This is a genomic window from Marinobacter sp. DUT-3 (genome assembly GCF_050379435.1).
Classification (GTDB): Bacteria; Pseudomonadota; Gammaproteobacteria; order Pseudomonadales; family Oleiphilaceae; genus Marinobacter.
Map to the genome: position 1 here is coordinate 237,618 of NZ_JBNRMG010000008.1, position 22,047 is coordinate 259,664.

The 22,047-nt window shown below is 59.1% G+C and carries 20 protein-coding genes and 1 tRNA gene; 11 read left to right on the forward strand and 10 right to left on the reverse strand.

The features are described 5' to 3' along the window. Positions 1 to 18 precede the first annotated feature (18 nt). Genes ACQUWM_RS13265 through ACQUWM_RS13280 form a run of 4 tightly spaced genes read left to right on the forward strand, consistent with a single transcriptional unit; the run spans position 19 to position 4,190 of the window. On the forward strand, positions 19 to 1,074 hold the full coding sequence (locus tag ACQUWM_RS13265; RefSeq protein WP_428922471.1) for a L,D-transpeptidase family protein: 1,056 nt from the start codon (positions 19 to 21) through the stop codon (positions 1,072 to 1,074). Positions 1,075 to 1,115: 41 nt separating this feature from the next. Continuing rightward, positions 1,116 to 1,868, forward strand: coding sequence for an SDR family oxidoreductase (locus tag ACQUWM_RS13270; protein WP_407001755.1), 753 nt, complete (start codon positions 1,116 to 1,118; stop codon positions 1,866 to 1,868). A 46-nt stretch (positions 1,869 to 1,914) separates the two neighbouring features. Further along, entirely contained in the window at positions 1,915 to 3,393 is a 1,479-nt protein-coding gene (locus ACQUWM_RS13275) for an NfeD family protein (RefSeq protein WP_407001756.1), read from the forward strand. After that, entirely contained in the window at positions 3,390 to 4,190 is an 801-nt protein-coding gene (locus ACQUWM_RS13280) for a slipin family protein (protein WP_407001757.1), read from the forward strand. The genes ACQUWM_RS13275 and ACQUWM_RS13280 overlap by 4 nt, the downstream gene beginning before the upstream one ends. Before the next feature lie 62 nt (positions 4,191 to 4,252). Here the strand turns inward: ACQUWM_RS13280 and ACQUWM_RS13285 are convergent, their stop codons facing one another. The 3 genes from ACQUWM_RS13285 to ACQUWM_RS13295 all read right to left on the reverse strand — a co-directional run bounded on the left by ACQUWM_RS13285 (position 4,253) and on the right by ACQUWM_RS13295 (position 7,154). After that, complete coding sequence (locus ACQUWM_RS13285) at positions 4,253 to 4,534, reverse strand: Lpp/OprI family alanine-zipper lipoprotein (protein ID WP_407001758.1); 282 nt, start codon at positions 4,532 to 4,534, stop codon at positions 4,253 to 4,255. 223 nt (positions 4,535 to 4,757) lie between these two features. Continuing rightward, positions 4,758 to 5,309, reverse strand: coding sequence for a L,D-transpeptidase family protein (locus tag ACQUWM_RS13290; RefSeq protein WP_428922472.1), 552 nt, complete (start codon positions 5,307 to 5,309; stop codon positions 4,758 to 4,760). Positions 5,310 to 5,420: 111 nt separating this feature from the next. Continuing rightward, positions 5,421 to 7,154, reverse strand: a complete 1,734-nt coding sequence (locus ACQUWM_RS13295) for a potassium/proton antiporter (protein ID WP_428922473.1) — start codon at positions 7,152 to 7,154, stop codon at positions 5,421 to 5,423. Between the two features lie 127 nt (positions 7,155 to 7,281). Between ACQUWM_RS13295 and ACQUWM_RS13300 the strand changes: the two genes are divergently transcribed. Then, positions 7,282 to 7,355: transfer RNA gene (locus ACQUWM_RS13300), tRNA-Gly, on the forward strand. Between the two features lie 7 nt (positions 7,356 to 7,362). Here the strand turns inward: ACQUWM_RS13300 and ACQUWM_RS13305 are convergent. The 3 genes from ACQUWM_RS13305 to ACQUWM_RS13315 all read right to left on the reverse strand — a co-directional run bounded on the left by ACQUWM_RS13305 (position 7,363) and on the right by ACQUWM_RS13315 (position 11,652). Next, complete coding sequence (locus ACQUWM_RS13305) at positions 7,363 to 8,673, reverse strand: NAD(P)/FAD-dependent oxidoreductase (RefSeq protein WP_428922474.1); 1,311 nt, start codon at positions 8,671 to 8,673, stop codon at positions 7,363 to 7,365. 184 nt (positions 8,674 to 8,857) lie between these two features. Further along, positions 8,858 to 9,463 (reverse strand): TetR/AcrR family transcriptional regulator, encoded by a 606-nt coding sequence (locus ACQUWM_RS13310; protein WP_407001762.1) that lies wholly within the window; start codon positions 9,461 to 9,463, stop codon positions 8,858 to 8,860. A gap of 80 nt (positions 9,464 to 9,543) precedes the next feature. After that, positions 9,544 to 11,652: a 4Fe-4S binding protein gene (locus ACQUWM_RS13315; RefSeq protein WP_428922475.1), complete on the reverse strand. Its 2,109-nt coding sequence runs from the start codon at positions 11,650 to 11,652 to the stop codon at positions 9,544 to 9,546. Positions 11,653 to 11,759: 107 nt separating this feature from the next. On the opposite strand from ACQUWM_RS13315, the gene ACQUWM_RS13320 reads away from it, so the two are divergent. Then, a complete protein-coding gene (locus tag ACQUWM_RS13320) occupies positions 11,760 to 12,320 on the forward strand; it encodes a TIGR00730 family Rossman fold protein (protein WP_407001764.1) in 561 nt (186 codons plus the stop codon). 11 nt (positions 12,321 to 12,331) lie between these two features. On the opposite strand, the gene ACQUWM_RS13325 is transcribed toward ACQUWM_RS13320, so the two are convergent. Next, positions 12,332 to 13,072, reverse strand: a complete 741-nt coding sequence (locus tag ACQUWM_RS13325) for a spermidine synthase (RefSeq protein ID WP_428922476.1) — start codon at positions 13,070 to 13,072, stop codon at positions 12,332 to 12,334. A 183-nt stretch (positions 13,073 to 13,255) separates the two neighbouring features. Between ACQUWM_RS13325 and ACQUWM_RS13330 the strand changes: the two genes are divergently transcribed. From ACQUWM_RS13330 to ACQUWM_RS13340, 3 genes are all read left to right on the forward strand, one after another. After that, positions 13,256 to 13,879 (forward strand): YbhB/YbcL family Raf kinase inhibitor-like protein, encoded by a 624-nt coding sequence (locus ACQUWM_RS13330; protein WP_428922477.1) that lies wholly within the window; start codon positions 13,256 to 13,258, stop codon positions 13,877 to 13,879. 141 nt (positions 13,880 to 14,020) lie between these two features. Then, positions 14,021 to 14,872 carry a UDP-2,3-diacylglucosamine diphosphatase gene (locus ACQUWM_RS13335; protein WP_407001768.1) on the forward strand — a complete coding sequence of 284 codons (852 nt, stop codon included), beginning with the start codon at positions 14,021 to 14,023 and terminating at the stop codon, positions 14,870 to 14,872. A gap of 63 nt (positions 14,873 to 14,935) precedes the next feature. Further along, complete coding sequence (locus ACQUWM_RS13340) at positions 14,936 to 17,068, forward strand: TonB-dependent receptor (protein WP_407001769.1); 2,133 nt, start codon at positions 14,936 to 14,938, stop codon at positions 17,066 to 17,068. Positions 17,069 to 17,145: 77 nt separating this feature from the next. Here the strand turns inward: ACQUWM_RS13340 and ACQUWM_RS13345 are convergent, their stop codons facing one another. From ACQUWM_RS13345 to ACQUWM_RS13355, 3 genes are read right to left on the reverse strand one after another with little or no spacing between them, the layout of a single operon-like run. Next, positions 17,146 to 18,192 carry a FecCD family ABC transporter permease gene (locus tag ACQUWM_RS13345; protein ID WP_428922478.1) on the reverse strand — a complete coding sequence of 349 codons (1,047 nt, stop codon included), beginning with the start codon at positions 18,190 to 18,192 and terminating at the stop codon, positions 17,146 to 17,148. Beyond that, positions 18,189 to 19,193, reverse strand: a complete 1,005-nt coding sequence (locus tag ACQUWM_RS13350; protein WP_407001771.1) for a FecCD family ABC transporter permease — start codon at positions 19,191 to 19,193, stop codon at positions 18,189 to 18,191. Before ACQUWM_RS13350 ends, ACQUWM_RS13345 begins: the two co-directional genes overlap by 4 nt. Further along, positions 19,187 to 20,134 (reverse strand): ABC transporter substrate-binding protein, encoded by a 948-nt coding sequence (locus tag ACQUWM_RS13355; protein WP_407001773.1) that lies wholly within the window; start codon positions 20,132 to 20,134, stop codon positions 19,187 to 19,189. The genes ACQUWM_RS13350 and ACQUWM_RS13355 overlap by 7 nt, the downstream gene beginning before the upstream one ends. A gap of 97 nt (positions 20,135 to 20,231) precedes the next feature. Here ACQUWM_RS13355 and ACQUWM_RS13360 point away from each other — a divergent pair, with 97 nt between their 5' ends. Then, a complete protein-coding gene (locus tag ACQUWM_RS13360; protein WP_407001952.1) occupies positions 20,232 to 21,098 on the forward strand; it encodes an ABC transporter ATP-binding protein in 867 nt (288 codons plus the stop codon). Further along, entirely contained in the window at positions 21,095 to 22,012 is a 918-nt protein-coding gene (locus ACQUWM_RS13365; protein ID WP_407001774.1) for a sucrase ferredoxin, read from the forward strand. Before ACQUWM_RS13360 ends, ACQUWM_RS13365 begins: the two co-directional genes overlap by 4 nt. The last annotated feature ends 35 nt before the right edge of the window (positions 22,013 to 22,047 follow it).

Sequence of the window (22,047 nt, forward strand, 5' to 3'; positions counted from 1 at the left end):
TTGTGGTGTGGAAAAGCTATGTGGTGTAAACGAGTTCTGGCATTGATGACGGTTGGCTTTGTTCTGTCCTGGAGTGCTGCCTATGGCGCGGAACAGGACAAGACCCGGGTCATCGAAGCTTCTGAAGCGCCGGATCGCAAGCCGCGAGTGCCGGCTTTTGCCATCGATGGGGATCTTGCCGGTTCACTGTCCGTGTTTACTACAAAGTATGAGGATACCTTCGCGGCCATTGGTAACGAACTGAGCCTGGGCTACCTGGAACTGGTGAAAGCCAACCCGGGCGTTGACCCATGGTTGCCGGGCGATGGCACGCGCATCACCCTGCCCCGCCAGTACGTCCTGCCGGATGTTGAGCGCAAGGGCATCGTCATCAATCTGGCGGAGTATCGCCTGTATTACTTCACTGACAAGGGCGTCCAGGTATACCCGGTCGGCGTGGGCACCGATGACAACCCGTCGCCGCTGACGGATGCCGAAGTGACCATGCCGCTGGAATCGCCGGCCTGGTATCCGCCAGCCAGTATCCGTGCTGAATACGAGGCCTCTGGTGACTACCTGCCAAGAATGATCCCCCCTGGCCCCGGTAATCCGCTGGGCAGTCATGCCCTCATGCTCAGTGAGGAGGGCTATCTGATCCACGGCACCAACAAGCAGTTCGGGGTCGGCATGCAGGTCAGTCACGGTTGTTTCCGCATGTACAACGAGGACATTTCACGCTTTGTTTACCAGGTCAGCAAGGGCACGCCGGTACGGGTGATCAAGCAGCCGGTAAAAATTGGTCTGTCTGGCGGGGAAGTCTGGCTGGAAGTGCATCGTCCCCATGAAGAGTACAGCGACCAGGACCGGGAGTGGTTGTGGCAGGAGGTCACGGAGGCGCTGGACAGCTTCCTCCAGCGCCGACCCGGGGTTGAAATCCAGCGTCGTGCCATAGAGCTCGCCGTCGACCAGGCGGATGGCCTTCCCACCATGGTGGGAGAACGGGTCCGGGTCCGCCAGCTGGCATCGGACGACAGTAACGCGGAAAAACCGGCTGATGTCGACCACAACGAAAAGGAGCCACAGCTCTGGTTCTGAGCCCTGTCCCTCTATCCATTCAAGAATAACAAGGACACCCCATGACGCGTACGATTCTGATAACCGGCGCCAGCTCCGGCCTTGGCGAAGGCATGGCCAGGGAATTTGCCGCTCGTGGAGACAATCTGGCGCTGTGTGCCCGTCGCACGGAACGGCTTGAAGCATTACGGGACGAGCTGCGGCGACAGTACCCGGCTATTCGTATCAGCCTCCAGGCACTGGATGTGAACGATCACGAACAGGTATTCGAGGTATTCCGGGGTTTCCAGTCGGAGTTTGGCACTCTGGACCGCATCATCGTCAACGCCGGTATTGGTAAGGGCCAACCCCTGGGGACCGGGCGCTTCCAAGCCAACAAGCAAACCGCCGAAACCAACTTCGTGTCGGCCCTGGCCCAGATCGAGGCCGCCATGGAGATATTCCGCGAGCAGAACCGGGGCCACCTGGTTGCCGTATCGTCGGTGACGGCAGTGCGCGGGATGCCAAAGAATGTCACTACCTATGCGGCCACCAAGGCCGGTCTGGCGGCCCTGATGGAAGGCTTGCGGGTGGAGCTGGTGAAACAAAAGTCTCCAATTCGGGTCACAACCTTGTATCCGGGCTATATTCGTACTGAGATTAATGAGAAAGTGAAAAACACGCCCTTCATCGTGGACGCTGAAACCGGCTGCAAGGCCATGGTCAAAGCGATCGAATCGGAGAAACCCGAGTGTTTCGTGCCTGGATGGCCATGGACACCTCTGGGTTTCCTGATGAAGCGGCTGCCAGTGTCGGTGTTGGCCCGAATGTTCTGACCCATCGCTCTGATCCGGGGAGGAGTTAATGAAGACGAGCCGTCCCATGAGATCACTGTCCTCCAGGGGATTCACCTGGTCCCTGTTTGTATTTCTGCTTGGAACCGTGCTGGCGCTGGGTTCCCTGGCCTATTCTGTCTATGCGCAGGAAAAGGCTTCTGATACCGCGCTGGTACTGACTGTCGAGGGCGCCATTGGCCCGGCGACCATGGATTACGTGGTGCGTGGCATACAGCGTGCGGAATCGGAGGGCGCCGGGCTGGTCGTCATCCGGATGGACACTCCGGGGGGCTTGATGGAGTCCATGCGCGGAATCATCAAGGACATTCTCGCCTCATCCGTGCCGGTTGCCACCTACGTCTCCCCCGAGGGGGCTCGCGCGGCCAGTGCCGGCACCTACATTCTTTATGGCAGTCACATTGCCGCCATGGCGCCGGCCACCAACCTGGGCTCCGCAACCCCGGTGCAGATGGGTGGGGTTCCGGGCATGGATGATCCACCGGCGGAAGAACCTGACGAGCAGGCCGAGGAGGGTAAGGACGCCGAAACGGATAGTGGTTCCGAAGAAGAAGCCAGTGAAAGCGACAGTAAACGCCGTGGCGGAACGGCGATGGAACGCAAGGTGCTGGAAGACGCTGTCAGTTATATCCGTGGTCTGGCGGAACGTCACGGTCGTAATGCCGACTGGGCGGAAGAGGCCGTCCGCGAAGCGGTTAACCTGGGCGCCACAGAAGCCCTGGAAAAGAACGTGGTGGACGTGGTCGCCAGTACCCTGCCCGACCTGCTGAGGCAGATAGACGGCCGCACTGTAAGGACGGCAGGCGGAGAGGTCACTCTGGCAACGGCCAACCTCGAACTGGTGCACTCGGCACCGGACTGGCGTACACGTTTACTGTCAGTACTCACTAATCCCAATGTCGCGTATTTCCTGATGATCATCGGGTTCTACGGCATCATTTTCGAACTCTCCAACCCGGGCGCTATTTTCCCGGGTGTTATCGGGGCCATTTGTCTGATTCTGGCCCTGTTTGCCTTCCAGGTGCTGTCGGTGAACTACGCCGGCCTGGCGTTGATCCTGCTGGGTCTGGCGTTCATCGTCGGGGAGGCCTTTATGCCCAGCTTTGGCATATTGGGTATAGGCGGGATTGTCGCGTTTATAACCGGCTCGGTGATTCTTATGGATGGCAGTCACCGGGATATTTCGCTGCCGATGGTGGGTGGAACCGCAGCGGTTGCCGCAGGCTTCATCCTGTGGACAGCGACGCGGTTCATCGGTTTGCGCAAGCGGCATCCGGTGAGCGGTCCGGAACAGATTTCCCATGAACAGGCCCGGGCCCTGGATGATTTCGAACCCAGGGATGGCAGCTACCATGGGCATGTGCGTATGAGTGGTGAACGCTGGAACGCCACCAGCAGCTCACCGGTCAAGACCGGTGATGAGCTGAATGTGACGGCAATAGAAGGGCTGACGGTGGTTGTGGAGCCGGGAGACGCGACGACAAACCCAACGAAGGAGACGTTATGATGTTTGGTGATCTGATTCCCTATCTTGCACCCACGGTGGTGCTGCTTCTGATTCTTGGGTCGGCGATCAAGATCCTGCCTGAGTACGAGCGTGGTGTGGTCTTTTTCCTCGGCCGCTTCCAGGGCGTGAAGGGGCCGGGTCTGATCATTGTGATTCCCGGTATCCAACAAATTGTGAGGGTGGACCTGCGTGTGATCACCCTGGACGTACCGAGTCAGGATGTTATTTCCAAGGACAACGTCACCGTGCGGGTAAACGCCGTCCTGTATTTCCGCGTGGTGGATCCTGAGCGCTCGATCATCCGGGTCGAGGATTACGCGGCGGCAACCAGCCAGCTGGCGCAAACCACCTTGCGTTCGGTGCTGGGTAAGCATGATCTGGACGAGATGCTGTCAGAGCGTGACAAGCTCAATATTGATATTCAGGAGATCATTGATGCCCAGACCGAGGAGTGGGGTATCAAGGTGGCGAACGTGGAAATCAAGCATGTGGATCTGAATGAGAACATGATCCGTGCTATTGCGCGTCAGGCGGAAGCGGAGCGTGAACGGCGAGCCAAGGTGATTCATGCCGAAGGCGAATTGCAGGCATCAAAGAAGCTGGTGGAAGCGGCCGAAGTGATGTCCACCAATTCAGGCGCCATGCAGCTTCGTTATTTGCAGACTCTGGCGGATATGAGCAACAACAATTCGTCCACTATCGTGTTCCCGCTGCCCATGGATATGCTGAAGTCCTTCATGGAGAAACAGAAGCAGGGGCTTAACAACAAACCGAAGGATTCGGATTCCGGGGAATAATCACCAGATGTCAGACATGAAAAAGGCCGGATGAGTCCGGCCTTTTTCATGACGCATCAGCCTTACTTCTGGCTGGCACGCTCGAGCATACGCTTGGCACGCTCGTTTGCTTCGTCAGCAGCACGCTGGGCAGCTTTCGCAGCAGCCAGTGCTTCGTCTGCAGTCTGCTGGGCAGAGCGTGCAGCGCTGGAAGCGCTGTTGGCAGTGTTCAGGGCATTTTCAGCAGTCTGCTCAGCGGAGCTTGCGTTAGCATTTGCTTCGTCGATAGCTCCCTGGTCAGTGGTGGCACAACCTGCAGTCAGTGCGGTGGCCAATGCAAACCCTGCGATCGTCAGTTTACGCATATCTTTTCCCCTTATTGGTCGTTTTATTTCCTGTGATCCAGAAGCCAGTCAGATGACGTCCTGTCAAACCAGGCCCGATAGGCTTTGACTACCGGAGTCGTTAAACAGTGTAAAACACTCTGCGGGAAAATGTTAACTAAGGATACGTAAAAGTTTTGGCCTTATGACAACAACTTAATAAAAAAGAAAGCTGGTTGCCGTCATACCAGGCACTTTGGAGGTTTCAGGGCAGAATGCGGATGGGCGTGCCGTCAGCCACCAGGTTCCAGATTTCGTCCATTTCCTCGTTGGTCACCGCGATGCAGCCGTTGGTCCAGTCCAGGCCGGTGTAGGCAAATGCCATATCTCCGGCTTCGTTTGGCAGACCGTGGATCATGATGCTGCCGCCGGGATCCAGGCCCCAGGCCTGCGCGAGTTCCTGGTCCCGCTCATTGGGGTAGGAGATATGAATCGACTTGTAGAAATCGCTGTTGGCATTGCGCCAGTCCAGCTGATAGTCCCCTTCGGGAGTGCGTTCGTCCCCCTCGTACAGCTTGTGGCCCTCGGGACTCTCGCCCAGGGAAATCCGATAACTGCGGACCACTTCCTCGTCATCCATCAGGTATAACCTGCGTTCACTTTTGCGCACCAGTACCTTGTCGATGCCCCGGGGATGGTCGAGAGATGGTTTTTCCTCGGGTATCCGGGATTCCGCGCGGGCCAGCAACTCGGTTGCTGAGGCAGGCGATAGCGGCGCCAGTAGGCTGGCGACAAACATGAACAAAAATAGAGGCATCCGGACAGTCATGGCCATAAGTTACTAATGATTAATATTGGTCTGGCACAGTTTATAGCATAGCCGACCGCAAGATTGTTAATGGGTTTTGTTAACTTTTTTGGTTATCTATTAACCGGACCGCCTGTTTTGTGAGCTGTCCATCTTCAGGCCGACCTTGGTGACGCGATCGGCTTCGGTCGCCCGGGCTACCAGGGTGACCGGTCCGAGAATCACCTTGTCACCGACTACCGGATGGCCCTTGGTACGGCGAGCGAAGCATTCTGCCAGAGACAGCTCAGGAGGCAGTTCGTCAAACTCGATACCGTACACCTGTTCCACATCCCCCAACAACGCGTCGCCATTGAGGACAAAGTCACCGAAGAATGCGCGTTCGGCGAGATGTTTCGGCGCCTGTCGACCACTGAGTGCCTTGCCCAGCTCGGACAGGTCGGACGGCGTGGCAAACATGGCGATGACATCACCGCTGGAGACTTCCATTTCGGGGCTGGGCTGGTGACAGATGCGTTTGCGAAACACACCGGCAATGGCGGTGTTGGATGGCAAGCGCAGTTGGCCAAGGGGACGCGGCGTTTTCCAGTTGTCACCCCTCAACGGGAACAGCATCAGTTCATGGTCACCGGTCGCGGGTACATCCAGGGGCAGACGCCGGTATGGGTCGTCGCCGGCCGGAACTTCCAGGCCGAGTTTGCGGGCCAGGGGCGCCATGGTGGTGCCCTGCACGATCAGCGACACCAGAACGATGAAGAAGGCAGCGTGAAACAGCAGTTGGGCATCGGGCAGGTCGGCAATAATCGGAAACAGCGCCAGTACAATCGGCACCGCCCCGCGCAGGCCGACCCAGCTGATAAAGCCAAGCTCCCGGCGATTGAAACCAAACGGCCAGAGGGTAATCAGCACGGTCAGCGGACGAATCAGGAAAATAAGCGACAGCGCCAGGATCAGGCCGGCGCCGGCCAGGCTCCACAGGTCGGACGGGGTCACCAGCAACCCGAGGATCAGGAACAGGCTGATCTGCGACAGCCAGGCGAGACCGTCATGGACCTGCAGGATCATGGGCATCATGCGTACCGGGCGGTTGCCGATCACCACCCCAGTAAGGTAGATGGCAAGGAAACCGCTGCCGCCAAGGGCGTTGGTGCCGGAAAATACGGCAATGCCGGCCGCAGCCACCAGCAACGGATACAGCGACGGTGTCAGGCGGATGCGGTTGGCCAGTTGAACCACTACATGGCCGCCAAGAATACCGGCAATGCCGCCGATCCCGAACTGCTTGACCAGCATCAGCAAACCGCCCCAGTTGGCGCCCTGACTGTTCTCCGCGATCATGGTGACCAGCATCAGGGTCAGGAAAATGGCCATCGGATCGTTGCTGCCGGACTCGATCTCCAGCGTGGCGCTGACCCGTTCATTGAGGTGCAGACCGCGGCCCTGAAGCAGTGAAAACACCGCTGCCGCGTCGGTGGACGAGATGATGGCGCCGATCAGCAGAGCGGTCATCCAGTGGAGATCGAACACCCACCACGCCACCAGGCCGGAACCTGCGGCGGTCAGGAACACACCGAATGTGGCCAGCATCAGTGCCGGCCGAAGACCAACCCGGAAAGTCTCTGCCCGGGTGCGCATACCACCGTCCAGCAGGATCACCCCGAGCGCCAGGTTGGCGATCACGAAGGCAAGCTCGAAATTGTCGAAATCGATGCCACCCGGGCCGTCTTCTCCCATCATCATCCCGACAATCAGGAAAATCAGCAGTACAGGCATACCGACCCGGCTGGAAAGCGGGCTCAGTACAATGCTGATGACCAGCATCAGGGCGCCAATCAGGGTGAACGTGGGGTCCATCGAATCTCCGTCAGTTACTGTGTGAGCATAGCAGGAGCGCTCCGGGGGCGGCGAAGGAAAATTGCCAGCCCCGGGGCTTGCCGAGCCGTGGCAAGTCCGCTTATATTGCCGTAACGAGAGGCGTATTGCGGGTGTAGTTCAATGGTAGAACGGCAGCTTCCCAAGCTGCATACGAGGGTTCGATTCCCTTCACCCGCTCCATTCCGCTTTAGTGCAGTTTCAGTCTCGGCTGCATGGCGCGGCTGATCTTGTCCATCAGCCAGATAACGCCGGTCCTCAGGAATCCGTGCAGGGCGACCTGATGCATGCGATACAGGGAGACGTAAAACAGGCGGGCGACCTTACCTTCGATGTACATGCCACGACCGGACAGGTTACCCATCAGGTTGCCAACGGTGGTGTAGTGGCTGAAATTGATCAGCGAACCGTGGTCATTGTAGACAAAGGGTATGGCCTCTTTGCTTTCAAGGCGGTTACAGAGCGTCTTGAACAGCACATCCGCTTGCTGGTGGGCGGCCTGGGCCCTGGGGGGGACCGGCCTGTCGGAATCCGGCTGGGGACAGGCGGCACAGTCGCCCAGGGCAAAAATACTGCTGTCACGGGTGGTTTGCAGGGTCTGCTCCACCACCAGCTGGTTACCCCGGTTCACTTCGAGCCCGTCGAGCTCCGCGAGGAAGCCGGGCGCCTTAATGCCGGCCGCCCAGATGGTCATTTCCGAAGGCAGCTCGGTGCCGTCCTTCATCACAATGCTCTGCTTACGCACTTCGCTCACCGGTTGTCCGGTCATGACCTTGACGCTTTGCCGCCCCAGTTCGCGGGTTGCGGCGGCGGACAGGCGTTCGGGCAGTGCCGGCAGGATACGGTCCGCCGCTTCGATGACAGAAATCGATACATCCGATGCCTGCAGGTGGTTCATGCCAAATACCGGTAACTCCCGCGAGGCCAGGCGCAGCTCCGCCGCCAGTTCCACGCCGGTGGCTCCGGCGCCGATGATGGTGATCGGCAGTTCGTGAGTCTGGCCCTGATTGGCGTCGTGATTCTTGCGCAGGAAAGCATTGAGCAACAGGTTATGGAAACGGCGTGCCTGTGTCAGGCTGTCCAGGAACAGGCAGTGCTCCTGGGCGCCGGGAGTGCCGAAATCATTGGCAGTACTGCCGACAGCCATCACCAGGGTGTCATAGCTGATGCGACGCTCGGGAACCACTTCCACGCCTTCTTCATCATGAAACGGCGCGATCACCAGCTGTTTGGCGTCACGATCCAGTCCGCTCATGCAGCCAAGCTGGAACTCGTAATGGTGCTTTTGAGCGTGGGCGCGGTAGTTGATCTCGTTGGCACTGGCATCGAGTGACCCGGAGGCCACCTCATGGAGCAGGGGTTTCCAGACATGGGTCAGGCCAGCATCCACCAGGGTAATGCGCGCCCTGCGTTTTTTTCCAAGCTTGTTACCCAGGCTGGTGACGAGCTCAAGACCGCCGGCGCCACCGCCGACCACGACAATGTGATGAAGATTATCCATAACAGTCAGACCTTTAAGTGAAGAGAGCCAAGCGCTCTCGGGACAAAAACGCTTGGCTGTCCTCACTGGGATCCTGTGATAGGTAGGGTGCTAACGCAGCCGGATTAATACTAACGCGGAGAGGACAACAGGTACAATTGGACCTATGTCCCCCATTCCCTTAAGTCACCTCTCAGGGAGGTGCTCAGTGGTGAGTACGGTATCCATCAAGGATGGCGGCCATGTCGTCCCCCAGGGCCTGTAACTGTTCCTCCGTCAGGTCCCTTTCAGCCATCGCACGCAGTGCCATGATCTGGGCCTGGAGCAACCTGGCCAGGCGACTGCAATCCGCTGTTGAGGCCAGTTCTCCCCGGGCTTTCGCCTGTTCCAGGGCGGCTTTCAGAGCGCATTCAATGGCAGAAAGAATGCGGTTGGCCAGGGCTGCCAGCGCACTGTGGGTGTTGCTGGATTCCAGCAGGGTTTTTACGATCATGCAGGCTCGTGATGGCGCCTCTGTATCGGGGCCGCACTTGGCGGCAATGGTGCGCAGGTAATCCTGCAGGCCGTCCACGATGGAGTCGTACGGTTCAAGGTGCGCTGCCATTTCCCGGCCGCCCTGTTCTGCGTAGGAGGCCAGCGCTTCCGAAAACAGTCCGTCCTTGCTGCCGAAGGTGGCGTAAATGCTGCCGGGGCGCATATCCAGGGCGTGCTCAATCTGTTTCATGGAGCTGCCGTGATAGCCCTTCTCCCAGAACAGGCCGACGGCCTTTTCCAGGGCGGTTTTTCGGTCATAGCGTGCATGTCTGGCCATAGCTGCAATCCGCGGGCATCTGTACTTGAATAGTCATTCAATGATAACCGGATTGGTGATTCAGTAACAAACTGACAGGTTCAGCCCGCATCCGTGGCCAGTATATTGGCCTGCCTTTCGCGCTTCTTGTTCTGTACCCGCTTGTCCACGCATTGCTCCGCATCCCGCAGGATAACCACGCATTCCAGGCACTGGATACATTCATCGTAATCCACCCGACCATCCTTGCGGATGGCGTTGATGCCGCACTCGTTCTTGCAGTGTTGGCAGGGATTGCCGCACAGCTCGACCCGATCCAGCCAGCTGAACAGCCGGAACCGGCCCAGCACCGCCAGACCGGCCCCCAGCGGGCACAGGTAGCGACAATAGAACTTGTGGATGAACATGCCGATCACCAGCAGCCCCACCGCATACGCAACAAACGGCCAGTAGCGGACAAAGAACAGGGTGATGCTGGTCTTGAAGGGTTCCACTTCCGCCAGTTGTTCCGCCAGGGTCAGTGAATAGAAGGCTGTGCCAACCAGCCCCAGAAGAATCGGATACTTGATCAGGATCAGTCTGCGGTGCCAGTGTTCCGGCACCCGGACCTGTCTGAATTTCAGTTTCCCGCCCAGCCAGGCGGCCATTTCCTGTAGAGCTCCGAACGGACACAGCCAGCCGCAGAACAGGCCCCGGCCCCAGATAAACAGGGTGATGAAGGTGTAGGTCCAGAGGATAAAAATCACCGGGTCCAGCAGGAACACGTCCAGTGAGAAACCGTCCCAGATTGCCAGGAACAGTGTGTAGATATTCACCACCGAGAGCTGGCCCTGGGCGTAAAAGCCGATAAAAAACAGGGTAAATAACAAGAAGCCCCAGCGGAACCGATGCACCAGCCGTGGGTGGCGGCTGAGGGATTTCTGTCTGGCGAAAAACACGGTGAGCACAGCAAGACCGGCCACCAGAAGTGAGATCTGCCACCAGCGTTCCTTCCAAAGACCGATCCATACCGGTTCCCGTGAGTCTTCCGGAGACGCGGCAACGTCGACAGTCTCGAACATGTCTCCGTTGAACCGGACGGGAATGTCCAGGGTCGTGCGATCGATCACCAAATGATTGCGTGCCAGTTCGACATTGAGTTTCAGTTTGGCTTCCGCACCCGGATTGAAACCTGTGCTGCCACCTACCCGGAACAGGTTGCTGGCATCGAAGGACGGCATTCCGGCGGCCTGAAACTCCAGATTCCTGTCCAGAAGGTCGAGGTCGCGGATTTCTACGGCGAGGTTATTCTGGATCAGGCCCAGGCGGTCCGGTGTGCTTCCGGGTACAAAGTCTTCCGCAACGTGCAGGAACTCCCCCCGCGACAGGATGGCGAGAATCTGGGCGCCGTCTTCAAACCTGGCCATCAATTGCCTGTAGCCGTCGTCGCCCAGCAGATTGCGACCGACAATGGGCGCGTTGATGTAACCAAAATACAGCTCGCTGAAGGGCGCCCCCTCTGGTGGCTCCAGATCCCCGGGATAGTCCGACAGGGGGCGGCCGACCTGGTTTTCAATGGTGGCTGCATTCACTCGCCAATGGCCGATGTAGCCCCGGTCAATCAGTTGATGCCAGGACAGCGGCTCATAGAAGTCCGGCTTTGCCCGTGTCGGAGTCGCCTGGGCGAAACCCTCCAGTTTCTTGCGTGCGACCTGCAATGCCGAAGATAGCACGGTGTCGTTGAGAATCAGCACTGACACCGTAGCCTTGCTGACCCCGTCAAAGTGCACCACATTGCCGCCGGTATCCCGACCCGAGCGGTGGGAATTGGAGGTGCTGACGATGATCTGCTCCCGCAGTGAACGGCCCTTGTATTGCTCGGTAAATTCGAACAGCGGTTCTTCCCCCAGACCGTGGAGAAACACCGGTTCATGGTGATGCAATACCCGGACACCGGTGAACCGGCCCCGGGTGTCCAACCCGATCAACAGTCTGATCGGCTTGCCGGCAAAACCCTGCAAGCGGGTAAAATCGGTGGACTCATAGGCATAGCCCAGCAGCTCCTGGAGCTGGTACACCGGATACACGGGAAAATCCGGCAACTGGTCCCGGATGACGGTTGCTGAAGGGAACAGCTCCTGGATCAGTGCCTGCCGTTCCCCTGAAAGCTCTGCGTGGGTCGTGGCTATCCAGGACAGGCAGACAAGAAGGAGCACGATGCGCCCGGTCATGGGGTACTCCTGCAGTTCTTGTTGTTTAAACTTCCATGCTAGAGTTTTCGACGGTTGGCTCAATGCGACCTCGGAGCCACCTGACTGCTACTTTGTGAGGATATTGGATGAAAATTGCGGTTTATTGCGGGTCCAGGACCGGAAATGACCCTGTATTCGCCAACAAGGCGCGGGAGCTGGGCACCTTCTTCGGGCGCAATGGCGCCGATGTGATTTTTGGTGGCGGCCACGTCGGGCTGATGGGGATAGTCGCGGACTCGGCGCTGGAATCTGGCGGCAGGGTCTGTGGCGTGATTCCGGAGCACCTGCGTGACCGGGAATTGGCCCACAGCGGATTAACCGAACTGCATGTGGTCAAAGACATGCACGAGCGCAAGGCGAAGATGGCGGAACTGGCGGATGGTTTTGTCGCCCTGCCCGGCGGTATCGGCACTCTGGAGGAAATATTCGAGGCCTGGACCTGGGGGCAATTGGGGTTTCACCACAAGCCTTGTGCGCTCTATAACGTCAATGGTTTCTATGACCCGTTGCTGTCCATGGCCTCTGCCATGGAACGGGCGGGGTTCCTGAAACAGGAATACATCGACATGCTCATTACCGCAGATGATCCGGCCGCCCTGCTTGACCAGATGAAGCATTATCAACCGCCAAGGGAAAAGTGGACCTGAGCATGTTTTGGCTACAGCCGGCTGACCCGGGTCATCAGCTTGCGCCAGGCGATCGGCAAGTGCTTTTCCAGCTCTGCCAGCAGCGGGTCTTTTGAATGCAGGGCATCGAAGGGGCGCTTGCTGGCGTAGATGACCGTGTTGTTGCTCTTGCTCCGGAACATCAGCAACACCGCAAAGTGTTTTTTTAGCTGGCGAAAATAGGGCCCTTCCGGATCCGGGGTGCGGTGGTAATTCAGTGCCAGCCAGCCGCCGTCGGTCAGGGCCCGGCTGCATTCATCCACAAAATGACGCTGGGCCTGGGCCGGGCTCATGCGGTCGGCGTTGTAGAGGTCCGCCAGGATCATGTCGGTGCTGGCGTCCGGCAGGGCGCCCAGGGCATTGCGTGCATCGGCGATAGTGACGGCCAGGCGGTCGCTGTCCGGTAAACTGAAAAACTCCCGTGCCACGTCCACAACCGCCGGTCTCAGCTCGACGGCGTGAATCCGGCAATCCGGGTACAGGTGATGGAACGCATTCACCATGACGCCGCCACCGAGCCCCAGCACCGTGACATGCCGGGGCCTGGCAAACGCCGCCGGCAGCATCATGGCGCGGTTGTATTCGTGTACCGGGAGGTGGGGCCGGCGGCGATCAATCTTGCTTTGCTCAAACACCGAATCAAAGGTCAGGACCCGGTGTTTGCGGTAGTCGATTACCAGGATGCCGCCCAGGGCATCCCGGGTATGATGAATGATGTCGCCTTGGTGGAACATGCAGTATGACTGTCGCTCGGGCTGGTGTAACCGGGCCGGAGTCCGGTTCTGTGTTCGTGCTGGTGAGGTCTGTTAATCTGGACAGACGTACAACACCACTGTTAAAACCTTTTTATCACAGTACGGACGTTTTCGGGACACAGTCACTGAGATAAAGGCCAACCATCAACAGGAGGCAACACCGTGAAACTAGAGGTTCGAGGCATAGAGGAAGGTCAGCCAATTCCTGAAAAATTCGCGTTTGGCGTCTACAGCCAGGAAGATCACATGAGTTTCGGCCCCAACCGGAATCCGGAAATCACTTGGGAAGGCGCACCGGAAGGCACCCGGAGCTTCGTGGTCATGATGTTTGATCCTGACGTGCCGAGCGTGGCGGACGATGTGAACCAGGAGGGCAAGACGGTTTCAAAGGACATCCCGCGGGTGGACTTTTTCCACTGGTTGCTGGTGGACGTTCCTGCCGCCACAAACCGGATTCCCGAGGGTGAGGACAGCGATGGCGTTATTCCCAAGGGCAAGGAACCCGGCCCGGGCCCGATCGGTATCCGGGGGGTGAACAACTATACCCAGTTCCTGGCTGGAAACCCCGATATGGCTGGCACCTACGCCGGCTATGATGGCCCCTGCCCACCCTGGAACGATGAGATCCTTCATCATTACCACTACGAAGTCCATGCACTGAATGTCGAGAGCCTGGGCCTGGAGGGTGAATTCGATGGCAACGATGTGCGTGAAGCCATGGCCGGCCATGTGCTGGCCAGCGCCAGGGTGACCGGGACCTACACCCTGAATCCGGACCTGCGTTAATCTGACCCGGCTGGCGGCGTGCTCCGGATTGTGGGCGCGCTGTCCTCCGGCGTCTTGAAAACGTCGTCTCGCTGTCATGTTCCTGTCACCCACCTTTGTGACAGTGGCCCTATCCAGCATGGCTGAAGGGTGGGAGACGAAATGTGGAACTACCGGAGCGTGTTCATTTCCGATGTGCACCTGGGGACGGCGGATTGTCAGGCGGACTATCTGCTGGATTTCCTCAACAACGTCCGTTGCGAGACCCTCTACCTGGTGGGGGATATCGTTGACCTGATCGCCATGCAGCGGCGTGTGCATTTCCCCCAGTCCCATCAGGCGGTTATCCACAAACTCCTGGAGCTGGCCGCAACCGGTACCCGGGTGGTGTATGTGCCGGGCAATCACGATGAATTTGTCCGTCGCTTCTGTGGCCAGACCATTTCCGGTATCGAGATCCGCTACAAGGCGGTCCACACCACAACCGATGGCCGGCGATTCCTGGTCTGCCACGGTGACCAGTTTGATCAGGTGGTGCGCTGCAGCCCGCTGATGTTGCTGGTGGGGGATCGTGCCCACGGACTCCTGCTGCGACTCAATCGCTGGTTCAACGCCTGGCGCCGGCTCAACGGCAAGCCCTACTGGTCGCTGGCGGCCTGGGTCAAAAGCCGTATTGGCAAGGCACGCACCTTCATTCGTCGTTTCGAACTGGCCGCCCTGACCGCAGCCGAGCGGGGTCACTATGACGGCTTCATCTGTGGCCACATTCACTCTGCTGGTTTCCTCAGAAGCACCGAAGGCCTCTATTGCAACGATGGGGACTGGGTAGAGCACTGTACCGCGTTGGTGGAGCAGGCCGATGGTCAGCTGCAACTGCTGCACTGGTCAGAGAACCCGTCCATTATTGCGACGGAACCGGACACCCCGGCGCCGGAAATGAGCGGTGACCAGCGCCCGGTGATTGATGTGCTGCCGGCGGCGTTTGTGGAGCAGGTGAACCGGGTGATGAACTGATTCGCTCATTGCATTCAGTAATGCGAATCGTTAGCATTTGCGCCTCATTAATACGAGGTAACAATGCTTATGAAAACTCCGGAGTCACGAGTCCTGCTTCTGGCCCTGACGATGGCAGTTCCCGGGACGGGGCTGGCGCAATCGAAGGCCGATAACTCCGCGGATGACAAGGCGGACAGGCTGCCTGATCTGGTCATCAACGCGACCCGCAATAAAAGCACCGTTGGGGAAACGCCCCAGAAAACCACCATCATTACCCGGGAACAGATTGAACAGCAGCTGGCGATTTCCAATGATCCCGGAGAGGTACTTGGCAACCTGATCCCTTCCTATTCACCGGGCCGGCAAAAACTCTCCAACGCCGGCGAAACCTTCCGGGGCAGATCGCCACTGTTCCTGGTAGACGGCGTGCCCCAGAGCAATCCGCTGCGGGACAGCGCCCGCGACAGCTACACCATCGACCTTGAGCTGGTGGAACGCATCGAAGTGATTCACGGGGCAAGTGCAGAGCATGGCCTTGGCGCCACCGGCGGTATCATCAACTTCGTGACCAAAAAGCCAGAGAGTGGCGAGATCAACCAATCGGTTTCCGCCAGTGTGACCACGGACGACGATGTGAAATCCGATGGCCAGGGCTACAAGGTCGGTTATCGTGTCAGCGGTCAGCAGGACCGTTGGGACTATCTTGTAGGTGGTAGCTTCCAGGAACGCGGCGTGTTCTACGACGGCAAGGATCGTCCCGTGGGCGTGGCCTACCCGGGGGAAATCCAGAATTCCGAAAGTTATGACGTACTCGCCAAGCTGGGTTACTGGCTGGATGATGACCAGAACATCGAGTTTTTCATCAACCGATTTGAGCTGGAAGGTAATGGCGACTATGAGCCGGTGCCCGGCGACCGTGCCAACGGCGTGCCCACCACAGCCCGCAAGGGCAATCCCGATGGAGATCCCGGTTATAACGAGGTAACCACGGCTCGTCTCTCATACTCCCACGGCAACTGGCTGGGCAATGAGGTTGACGCTCAGCTGTACAGCCAGACGTTCCGGGCACAGTTTGCCACGACTCCGTTCTTCCCTTATCAGGATGCGGATGGCAATGCCCGGTTTGACCAGACCCGTAACGAGTCCGACAAGCTTGGCGGCAAGTTCACCCTCACCCGGCGTGGTTTGCTGGATAACCGCCTGAGCCTGACTGCGGGGCTGGATGTTCTCCAGGACGAAACCCAGCAGGATCTGGTGCATACTGGTCGCACCTATGTGCCGGAATCCCGGTTCCGTAATTACGCTGTATTCCTGCAGGGTGACCTTGCAGTTACCGAGGATCTGACCCTGCACAGTGGTGTTCGTCATGAACAGGCCGAACTCAAGGTAGATACCTACAACACCATCGATCGCAGCAATGTTACCCAGGACAATGTCACGGTTCAGGGGGGTAACCCGGACTTTGATGAAACCCTGTTCAATGCCGGTGTGGTCTATCAGTTGACCGACTGGGCCCAGGTGTTTGCCAATTACTCCGAAGGCTTTGGCATGCCGGACGTGGGACGGGTGCTCAGGGGGATCAGTGACCCGGGCCAGGACGTCGACAACCTATTGCAGCTTCAGCCTATTGTGACCGACAACCGCGAGATCGGGACCCGATTCGACTGGGATCGCTATCACCTGGAAGTGAGCTACTACGAGTCGGACTCGGACTTCGGTGAGCGACTGACCGAGAAAAACGGCGTTTGGGTCGGCAACCGGGAAAAAACCGAGATCAAGGGTGTGGAAGTCACCGCCGACGCGGACCTGACCGCCGCGCACAATCTGGCGTTTTCCTACACTTATGCATCCGGCAAGTCCGACACCGATGGTGATGGCAACGTCGATACCAAGTTGAGCGGTATCAGTATCGCGCCGGAAACCCTGCGTTTGAGCTGGTCAGCAGCCTGGACCCAGGCACTTTCCAGCCACTTGCAGTTCAGCCAGTTCCTGGATCGCAATGTGGAAGGCGACGAGCTGGACTTTGACGGCTATGGCCTGCTGGATGGCACCGTGGCCTATAGAACGGGGGCAGGGAAAGTGTCCCTGGGCATTGAGAACCTGCTGGATAAAGACTACTTCACTTACTATTCCCAGGCGGCCCGGGTGAGTGACGAGTATTACTTCCAGGGGCGTGGACGGACCATCACCCTGGGTTACCAATTGGACTTCTGAAGACCTGCCACTTTCAACCCTGAAACAACCCCTGGAATATTTGTTCCGGGGGGCGTTTCACCTTCCCAGCATTGTCCTCAGGATCCGCCGCGCCTGAGTCGGTAGAGCAGATACACGAAAAACGGCGCGCCGATACCGGCGACAAAAATACCAGCGGGCAGGTCCCTTGGTATAAAGGCAACCCGCCCGATCCAGTCCGCATACAGAAGAATCAGTGCCCCGATCAGCGCCGCAACCGGTAACAGCCCCGTGTACCCACTGGTGATCAGGCGACGTGCCATATGGGGTGCGATCAGGCCGATAAAGCCGACGGCGCCGGCATAGGCCACTGCTGAACCCGCCATGGCTACAGCCAGCACCAGGAACATCAGCCGATGACCCTGCAAGGCGCTGCCCAGCCCCTGGGCCATGTCATCCCCCATGGATTGGGCATCCAGGTGCCTCAGCCGGACCAGTGCCAGCGGCCAGCACAGCACCAGCCAGGGCGCCAGTGCCGTGACGTCATGCCATTGCGAGGCGTAGAGGCTGCCGGTCAGCCAGATATAGGCGTCCATGGCGGTTGAGTCGGGGCTGAGCACCAGTAATAGAGTGGTGACAGCGGTCAGGGCTGCCGCAAGGCCGACACCGACCAGAACCAGCCGCGAGGGGCTGACGCCTTTTTGCCAGGCCAGTAGGGTGATGCACAGGGCCACCGCGAATGCCCCGCCCATGGCGACGGGCGCCAGCAGCAGTGAGGTGCCGGTTACACCACCGAGCCAGAGAAACAGGACGGCGGCCGCCGAAGCGCCACTGGTAATACCGATGACGTCCGGGGAGGCGAGCGGGTTTCTCACCAGGCCCTGGAGAATCAGCCCGGCGGATCCCAGGGCGCCCCCCACCAGAATGGCCATGACAATCCGGGGTAAGCGGATCTCCAGAACGATCAGCCCGAGGTCGGAGGTGCCGGGGGATACCAGTGCCTCCAGAACATCGGCCAGGGATGCGGGGTGGCTGCCCGAACTCAGCGCGAGGAGACTGCTGACGGCGAGCAGCGCCGCCAAAGCCAGGGTGACGCCCAGTACCCGGACGTTCAGTTTTATCGACCAGCGGTCACCGGGGCTGCGGAGAACAACGGAACGGGTCATGATGACTTTCTCACCTGTCGCGCAAGGTGGAGGAACAATGGCGTGCCCAGCAGGGCGGTCATGACCCCCACCGGAATTTCCTGCGGCGGAATGACCAGTCGCGCAACGGTATCCGCAGCTAGCAACAGTGCGGCTCCGAGCAACGCCGACGTCGGTAGTACCCAGCGGTGATCGGTTCCGAAAAGCCCTCGTGCCATGTGGGGCACAATCAGGCCAACAAACCCGATCAGCCCGGCCATGGCCACCGAGGTTCCTGCCAGCACAATCACCACCAGACCGGTCAGCAACCGCACCTGGCCCACTCTCAGGCCCAGGCCGCGGATGACTTCATCGTCCAGCCCCAGCAGGTTCAGTTGAGGGGACAGCAGCAGCGCAACAATCAGTGCAATACCAAACACCGGCAGCAAGGGCAGCACTGCGTCCAGCTCGCGCCCGGACACCGATCCGGCCAACCAGAACAGGATGCTCTCAAAACGGTCCTGGTTGAGAATCAGCAGGCCCTGGGCGAAGGACACAAACAGGGCCGTGACGGCGACACCGGCCAGAACCGTCCGCACCGGGGAAATGCCACTGCGCGCTTCCTGGCCCAGGAAATACACCAGCAGAGCGGCGATGGCGGCGCCGACAAAGGCCGCCCAGACCAGTTCGGACGGGGACACCAGCGAGAACAGCGTAGCGCCGACCACCACGAAAAACATGGCCCCCGCATTAATGCCAAGAATACCGGGTGACGCCAACGGGTTGCGGGTGAGCGTCTGTATCAGGGCGCCGGCGATGGCCAGGCCGGCGCCGACGATCAGTGCTGTTACGGTGCGTGAGAAGCGCTCGGTCCGAATGACCAGGTGCTCCAGTGAGCCAGGGTCATAATCCAGAAAGCTCCCCAGTAGCATGTCGAAGGACACCTGAATGTGCCCGAACAGCAGGCTCGATATGGCGGCCAGCAACAACAGGACCAGGCAGGCCAGCGTGCCGGAAGCCCTTGCGATCAGGGACGTCAGCATTGGGCACACTCCCTGTCCTCTGGCTGTCCAAGATCATAGTGTTCGTACAGTTCGTCCAGCATCCGGTTGGCCGCGATAATGCCGGCGCCCATGTTCCAGGTGACGGGATCAACCCGGTAGACCTCGCCGCGCTGGGCCGCGCGCAGGTTCTGCCACAGCGGGTGGCTGGTCCAGGCTTCGTAGGTGCGTTGCACGGAGGGATCGTCGTCCATGAAGATAAACACCGCCTCGGCATCCATGGCCGGAATGCTTTCCTGACTGGTGAGTTTTATGCCCCAGCTCTCCTTGCGGTGATCCGGCGGCGCGACGAATCCCAATTCATCAAGAACCGTGCGGGCGAAGCCGCCATAGTAGATGCGCGCGTGATCGGCGCGGAAGCTGAGGATCGCCACTTCCTGGGGCCAACGGTCACCGAGCTTGCGACGGATCCGGGCCTGGAAGTCCTCTACGCGATCCTGCCATTGAGCCAGCAATTGCTGCCCGCGCGTGGTCCGCCCGGTGGCGTCCGCCATCAGTTTTAACAACGCTTTGAAGTTGTAGAGTTCTTGGGGAACGACGGTAGGGGCAATGCGGGTCAGCAATGGGTAAATGGTCCGGTGCCGGTTGCGGGCACCGATGATAAGGTCCGGTGACAGCCAGGCAATACGCTCCAGATCCGGCTGGGTTTCGAGCCCGAGGAAGCGGACGTCTGGCAGGTCTTCCCGTAGATAGTGATACATGGGTTTTTCGGTCCAGGATTCCACCACCCCCACTGGCTCAATACCTAGTGCGACGGCGGTATCGGTAGCGCCCTGGTAAAGGGAAACAATGCGCCCGGGCTTGCCCTCAATGGTTGTCTTGCCGAGTGCGTGTTCCACGATGGTGACAGGGCCCGTAGCGCTTGCCGGGACTGGCCATAGCCATCCCGTAGCGATCAGGAGCAGGCCGGCGTAACGGAGCATGATAAATCCGGTTGGTTAAAGGTCAGCGATGGTTGACCGATTTGATAATGAGAATAGGAGATAATATCATTTGCGTATCCCGGAAAGCGACGCCAATATGCCCTTTGATCGACATTCTTCCAGTTCATCCCCTGCTGATTCGCACCGCTTATGTGGTGAGGCGTTGTCCGTTGGTTACAACGGCAGCGAGGTACTGACGGATGTGGATTTCACTCTTCAGGACGGCAGCGTCACCGTATTGCTAGGCCCCAACGGCAGTGGCAAGTCAACTTTGCTGAAAACCCTGGCGAGAACGCTTGCGCCCAATGCGGGAAAGGTTCTGCTGGACGGCGGGGATATCCACCGGCAGTCCACCCGGTTGGTGGCACAACGTCTTGGCATCCTGCCGCAGAGCCCGTCCGCACCGGACGGATTGACGGTGCGGGAACTGGTCGGACTGGGGCGCTTTCCCTACCAGAGCCTGATGCGCCAGTGGTCCCGGCGTGACGAAGCTGCGGTGGAAGAAGCCATGGCGGTTGCCGATGTGACCCAGTTTGCCGATCGTCCGGTGGATGCCCTCAGTGGCGGGCAGCGTCAACGTTGCTGGATTGCCATGGTGCTCGCCCAGGACACGGATCTGTTGCTGCTGGATGAGCCCACCACCTTTCTTGACCTGAAAGTTCAGGTAGACCTGTTAGAATTGCTGGTATCTCTGGCACACCATCGAGACCGGACGCTGTTGGTGGTCCTGCACGACCTGAACCTGGCGGCGGCTTACGCTGACCGGCTGGTGATGATGAAAGCGGGCAAGATACTGCACAATGGTGCGCCAAAGGATGTATTTACCACCGAAAACCTGAAAGAGGTGTTTGATCTGGATGCGCAGGTTATACATGAGCCTATCAGTGGTCGCCCGGTCTGTGTGCCCGTGAAACGTTCGTTGGCGACCCCCGGGGCCGTTGAGCCATTGGCAGCAACCGTATGAGTGCCTCCGACCATCAGTTCTGCTCCGTTGAAAGTCTTCGGGCCGGTGACCCCCTTGCCGGGACCGGAACCCATGTCGCCAGCAACCTGCTCATTAGTTGGCCCCGTCCAAAATGGTCCCGCAGCCTCCGCCTGGCCATCGATATGGACGAAGACCTGACACAGCAGGTAGAGCAGCTTGCCGCCAGCGGCCGGCGGGTGAACCTGATCGACCGACGTGGCTGGTCGGCCCGCCGCCATCGGATCTATCAACTGCCGGAAGGCCGGTATTTCGATGTGGACCGTAGCGATCTTGCTGATTTCCTGGCAGCGGTGGAATCCGGCAGTGATCTGGCCAGCTGGGCTGGTAAGCCGATGACAGAATCATTGGTGCTTTGCTGTACCCACGGCAAGAAAGACAAATGTTGCGCCAAGTTCGGCTACGCTGCCTATCGTGAGCTTGCGGCCACGGTAAACGACCGGGATTTGCCCTTTGAAGTCTGGGAGAGCTCCCATCTGGGTGGTTGCCGGCTGTCGGCCAGCGTGATGGTGTTTCCCGCCATGCGCAAATACGGTCGGGTGGCACCGGAACATGTCTTGCCTCTGCTTGAGCATGAAGCTGAAGGTATTCCCTACTTGCCCTGCTATCGCGGGCAATCCCGGCTGAGCCAACCCCAACAGTGCGCCGAGATTGCGGCATTGGAGTGGTTGGCGGAGCGCAGGATTAGCGCGAGTCTGACGGTCGGGACCGATTCAGATTCTGGCAAGGGAGAGGAAGAGACCGTACGGGTGGACTGGATGGCGGCTGATGCTTCGGGGGCGCTGATTGTCGAGTGCGGAACCACCGAGGTGATGCGGGTGGATACCTGTGCCGACCTTGATGAAGGCCCTACGCCTTCACTTTGCTGGAAGGTAAACGACATCAGGCCGCTGTAGCGGCCTGATGTCCCCCCTGACCTTCAACCCATGAC

Excerpts from the sequence above, each read along its gene's own strand:
- ACQUWM_RS13345 (WP_428922478.1), bottom strand. The coding sequence starts at position 18,192 with ATGACCCGTTCCGTTGTTCTCCGCAGCCCCGGTGACCGCTGGTCGATA.
- ACQUWM_RS13315 (WP_428922475.1), bottom strand. The coding sequence starts at position 11,652 with ATGACCGGGCGCATCGTGCTCCTTCTTGTCTGCCTGTCCTGGATAGCC.
- ACQUWM_RS13360 (WP_407001952.1), top strand. The coding sequence starts at position 20,232 with ATGCCCTTTGATCGACATTCTTCCAGTTCATCCCCTGCTGATTCGCAC.
- ACQUWM_RS13350 (WP_407001771.1), bottom strand. The coding sequence starts at position 19,193 with ATGCTGACGTCCCTGATCGCAAGGGCTTCCGGCACGCTGGCCTGCCTG.
- ACQUWM_RS13275 (WP_407001756.1), top strand. The coding sequence starts at position 1,915 with ATGAGATCACTGTCCTCCAGGGGATTCACCTGGTCCCTGTTTGTATTT.
- ACQUWM_RS13270 (WP_407001755.1), top strand. The coding sequence starts at position 1,116 with ATGACGCGTACGATTCTGATAACCGGCGCCAGCTCCGGCCTTGGCGAA.
- ACQUWM_RS13305 (WP_428922474.1), bottom strand. The coding sequence starts at position 8,673 with ATGGATAATCTTCATCACATTGTCGTGGTCGGCGGTGGCGCCGGCGGT.
- ACQUWM_RS13290 (WP_428922472.1), bottom strand. The coding sequence starts at position 5,309 with ATGCCTCTATTTTTGTTCATGTTTGTCGCCAGCCTACTGGCGCCGCTA.
- ACQUWM_RS13320 (WP_407001764.1), top strand. The coding sequence starts at position 11,760 with ATGAAAATTGCGGTTTATTGCGGGTCCAGGACCGGAAATGACCCTGTA.
- ACQUWM_RS13280 (WP_407001757.1), top strand. The coding sequence starts at position 3,390 with ATGATGTTTGGTGATCTGATTCCCTATCTTGCACCCACGGTGGTGCTG.
- ACQUWM_RS13265 (WP_428922471.1), top strand. The coding sequence starts at position 19 with ATGTGGTGTAAACGAGTTCTGGCATTGATGACGGTTGGCTTTGTTCTG.
- ACQUWM_RS13325 (WP_428922476.1), bottom strand. The coding sequence starts at position 13,072 with ATGTTCCACCAAGGCGACATCATTCATCATACCCGGGATGCCCTGGGC.
- ACQUWM_RS13355 (WP_407001773.1), bottom strand. The coding sequence starts at position 20,134 with ATGCTCCGTTACGCCGGCCTGCTCCTGATCGCTACGGGATGGCTATGG.
- ACQUWM_RS13365 (WP_407001774.1), top strand. The coding sequence starts at position 21,095 with ATGAGTGCCTCCGACCATCAGTTCTGCTCCGTTGAAAGTCTTCGGGCC.
- ACQUWM_RS13285 (WP_407001758.1), bottom strand. The coding sequence starts at position 4,534 with ATGCGTAAACTGACGATCGCAGGGTTTGCATTGGCCACCGCACTGACT.
- ACQUWM_RS13335 (WP_407001768.1), top strand. The coding sequence starts at position 14,021 with ATGTGGAACTACCGGAGCGTGTTCATTTCCGATGTGCACCTGGGGACG.
- ACQUWM_RS13295 (WP_428922473.1), bottom strand. The coding sequence starts at position 7,154 with ATGGACCCCACGTTCACCCTGATTGGCGCCCTGATGCTGGTCATCAGC.
- ACQUWM_RS13340 (WP_407001769.1), top strand. The coding sequence starts at position 14,936 with ATGCTTATGAAAACTCCGGAGTCACGAGTCCTGCTTCTGGCCCTGACG.
- ACQUWM_RS13310 (WP_407001762.1), bottom strand. The coding sequence starts at position 9,463 with ATGGCCAGACATGCACGCTATGACCGAAAAACCGCCCTGGAAAAGGCC.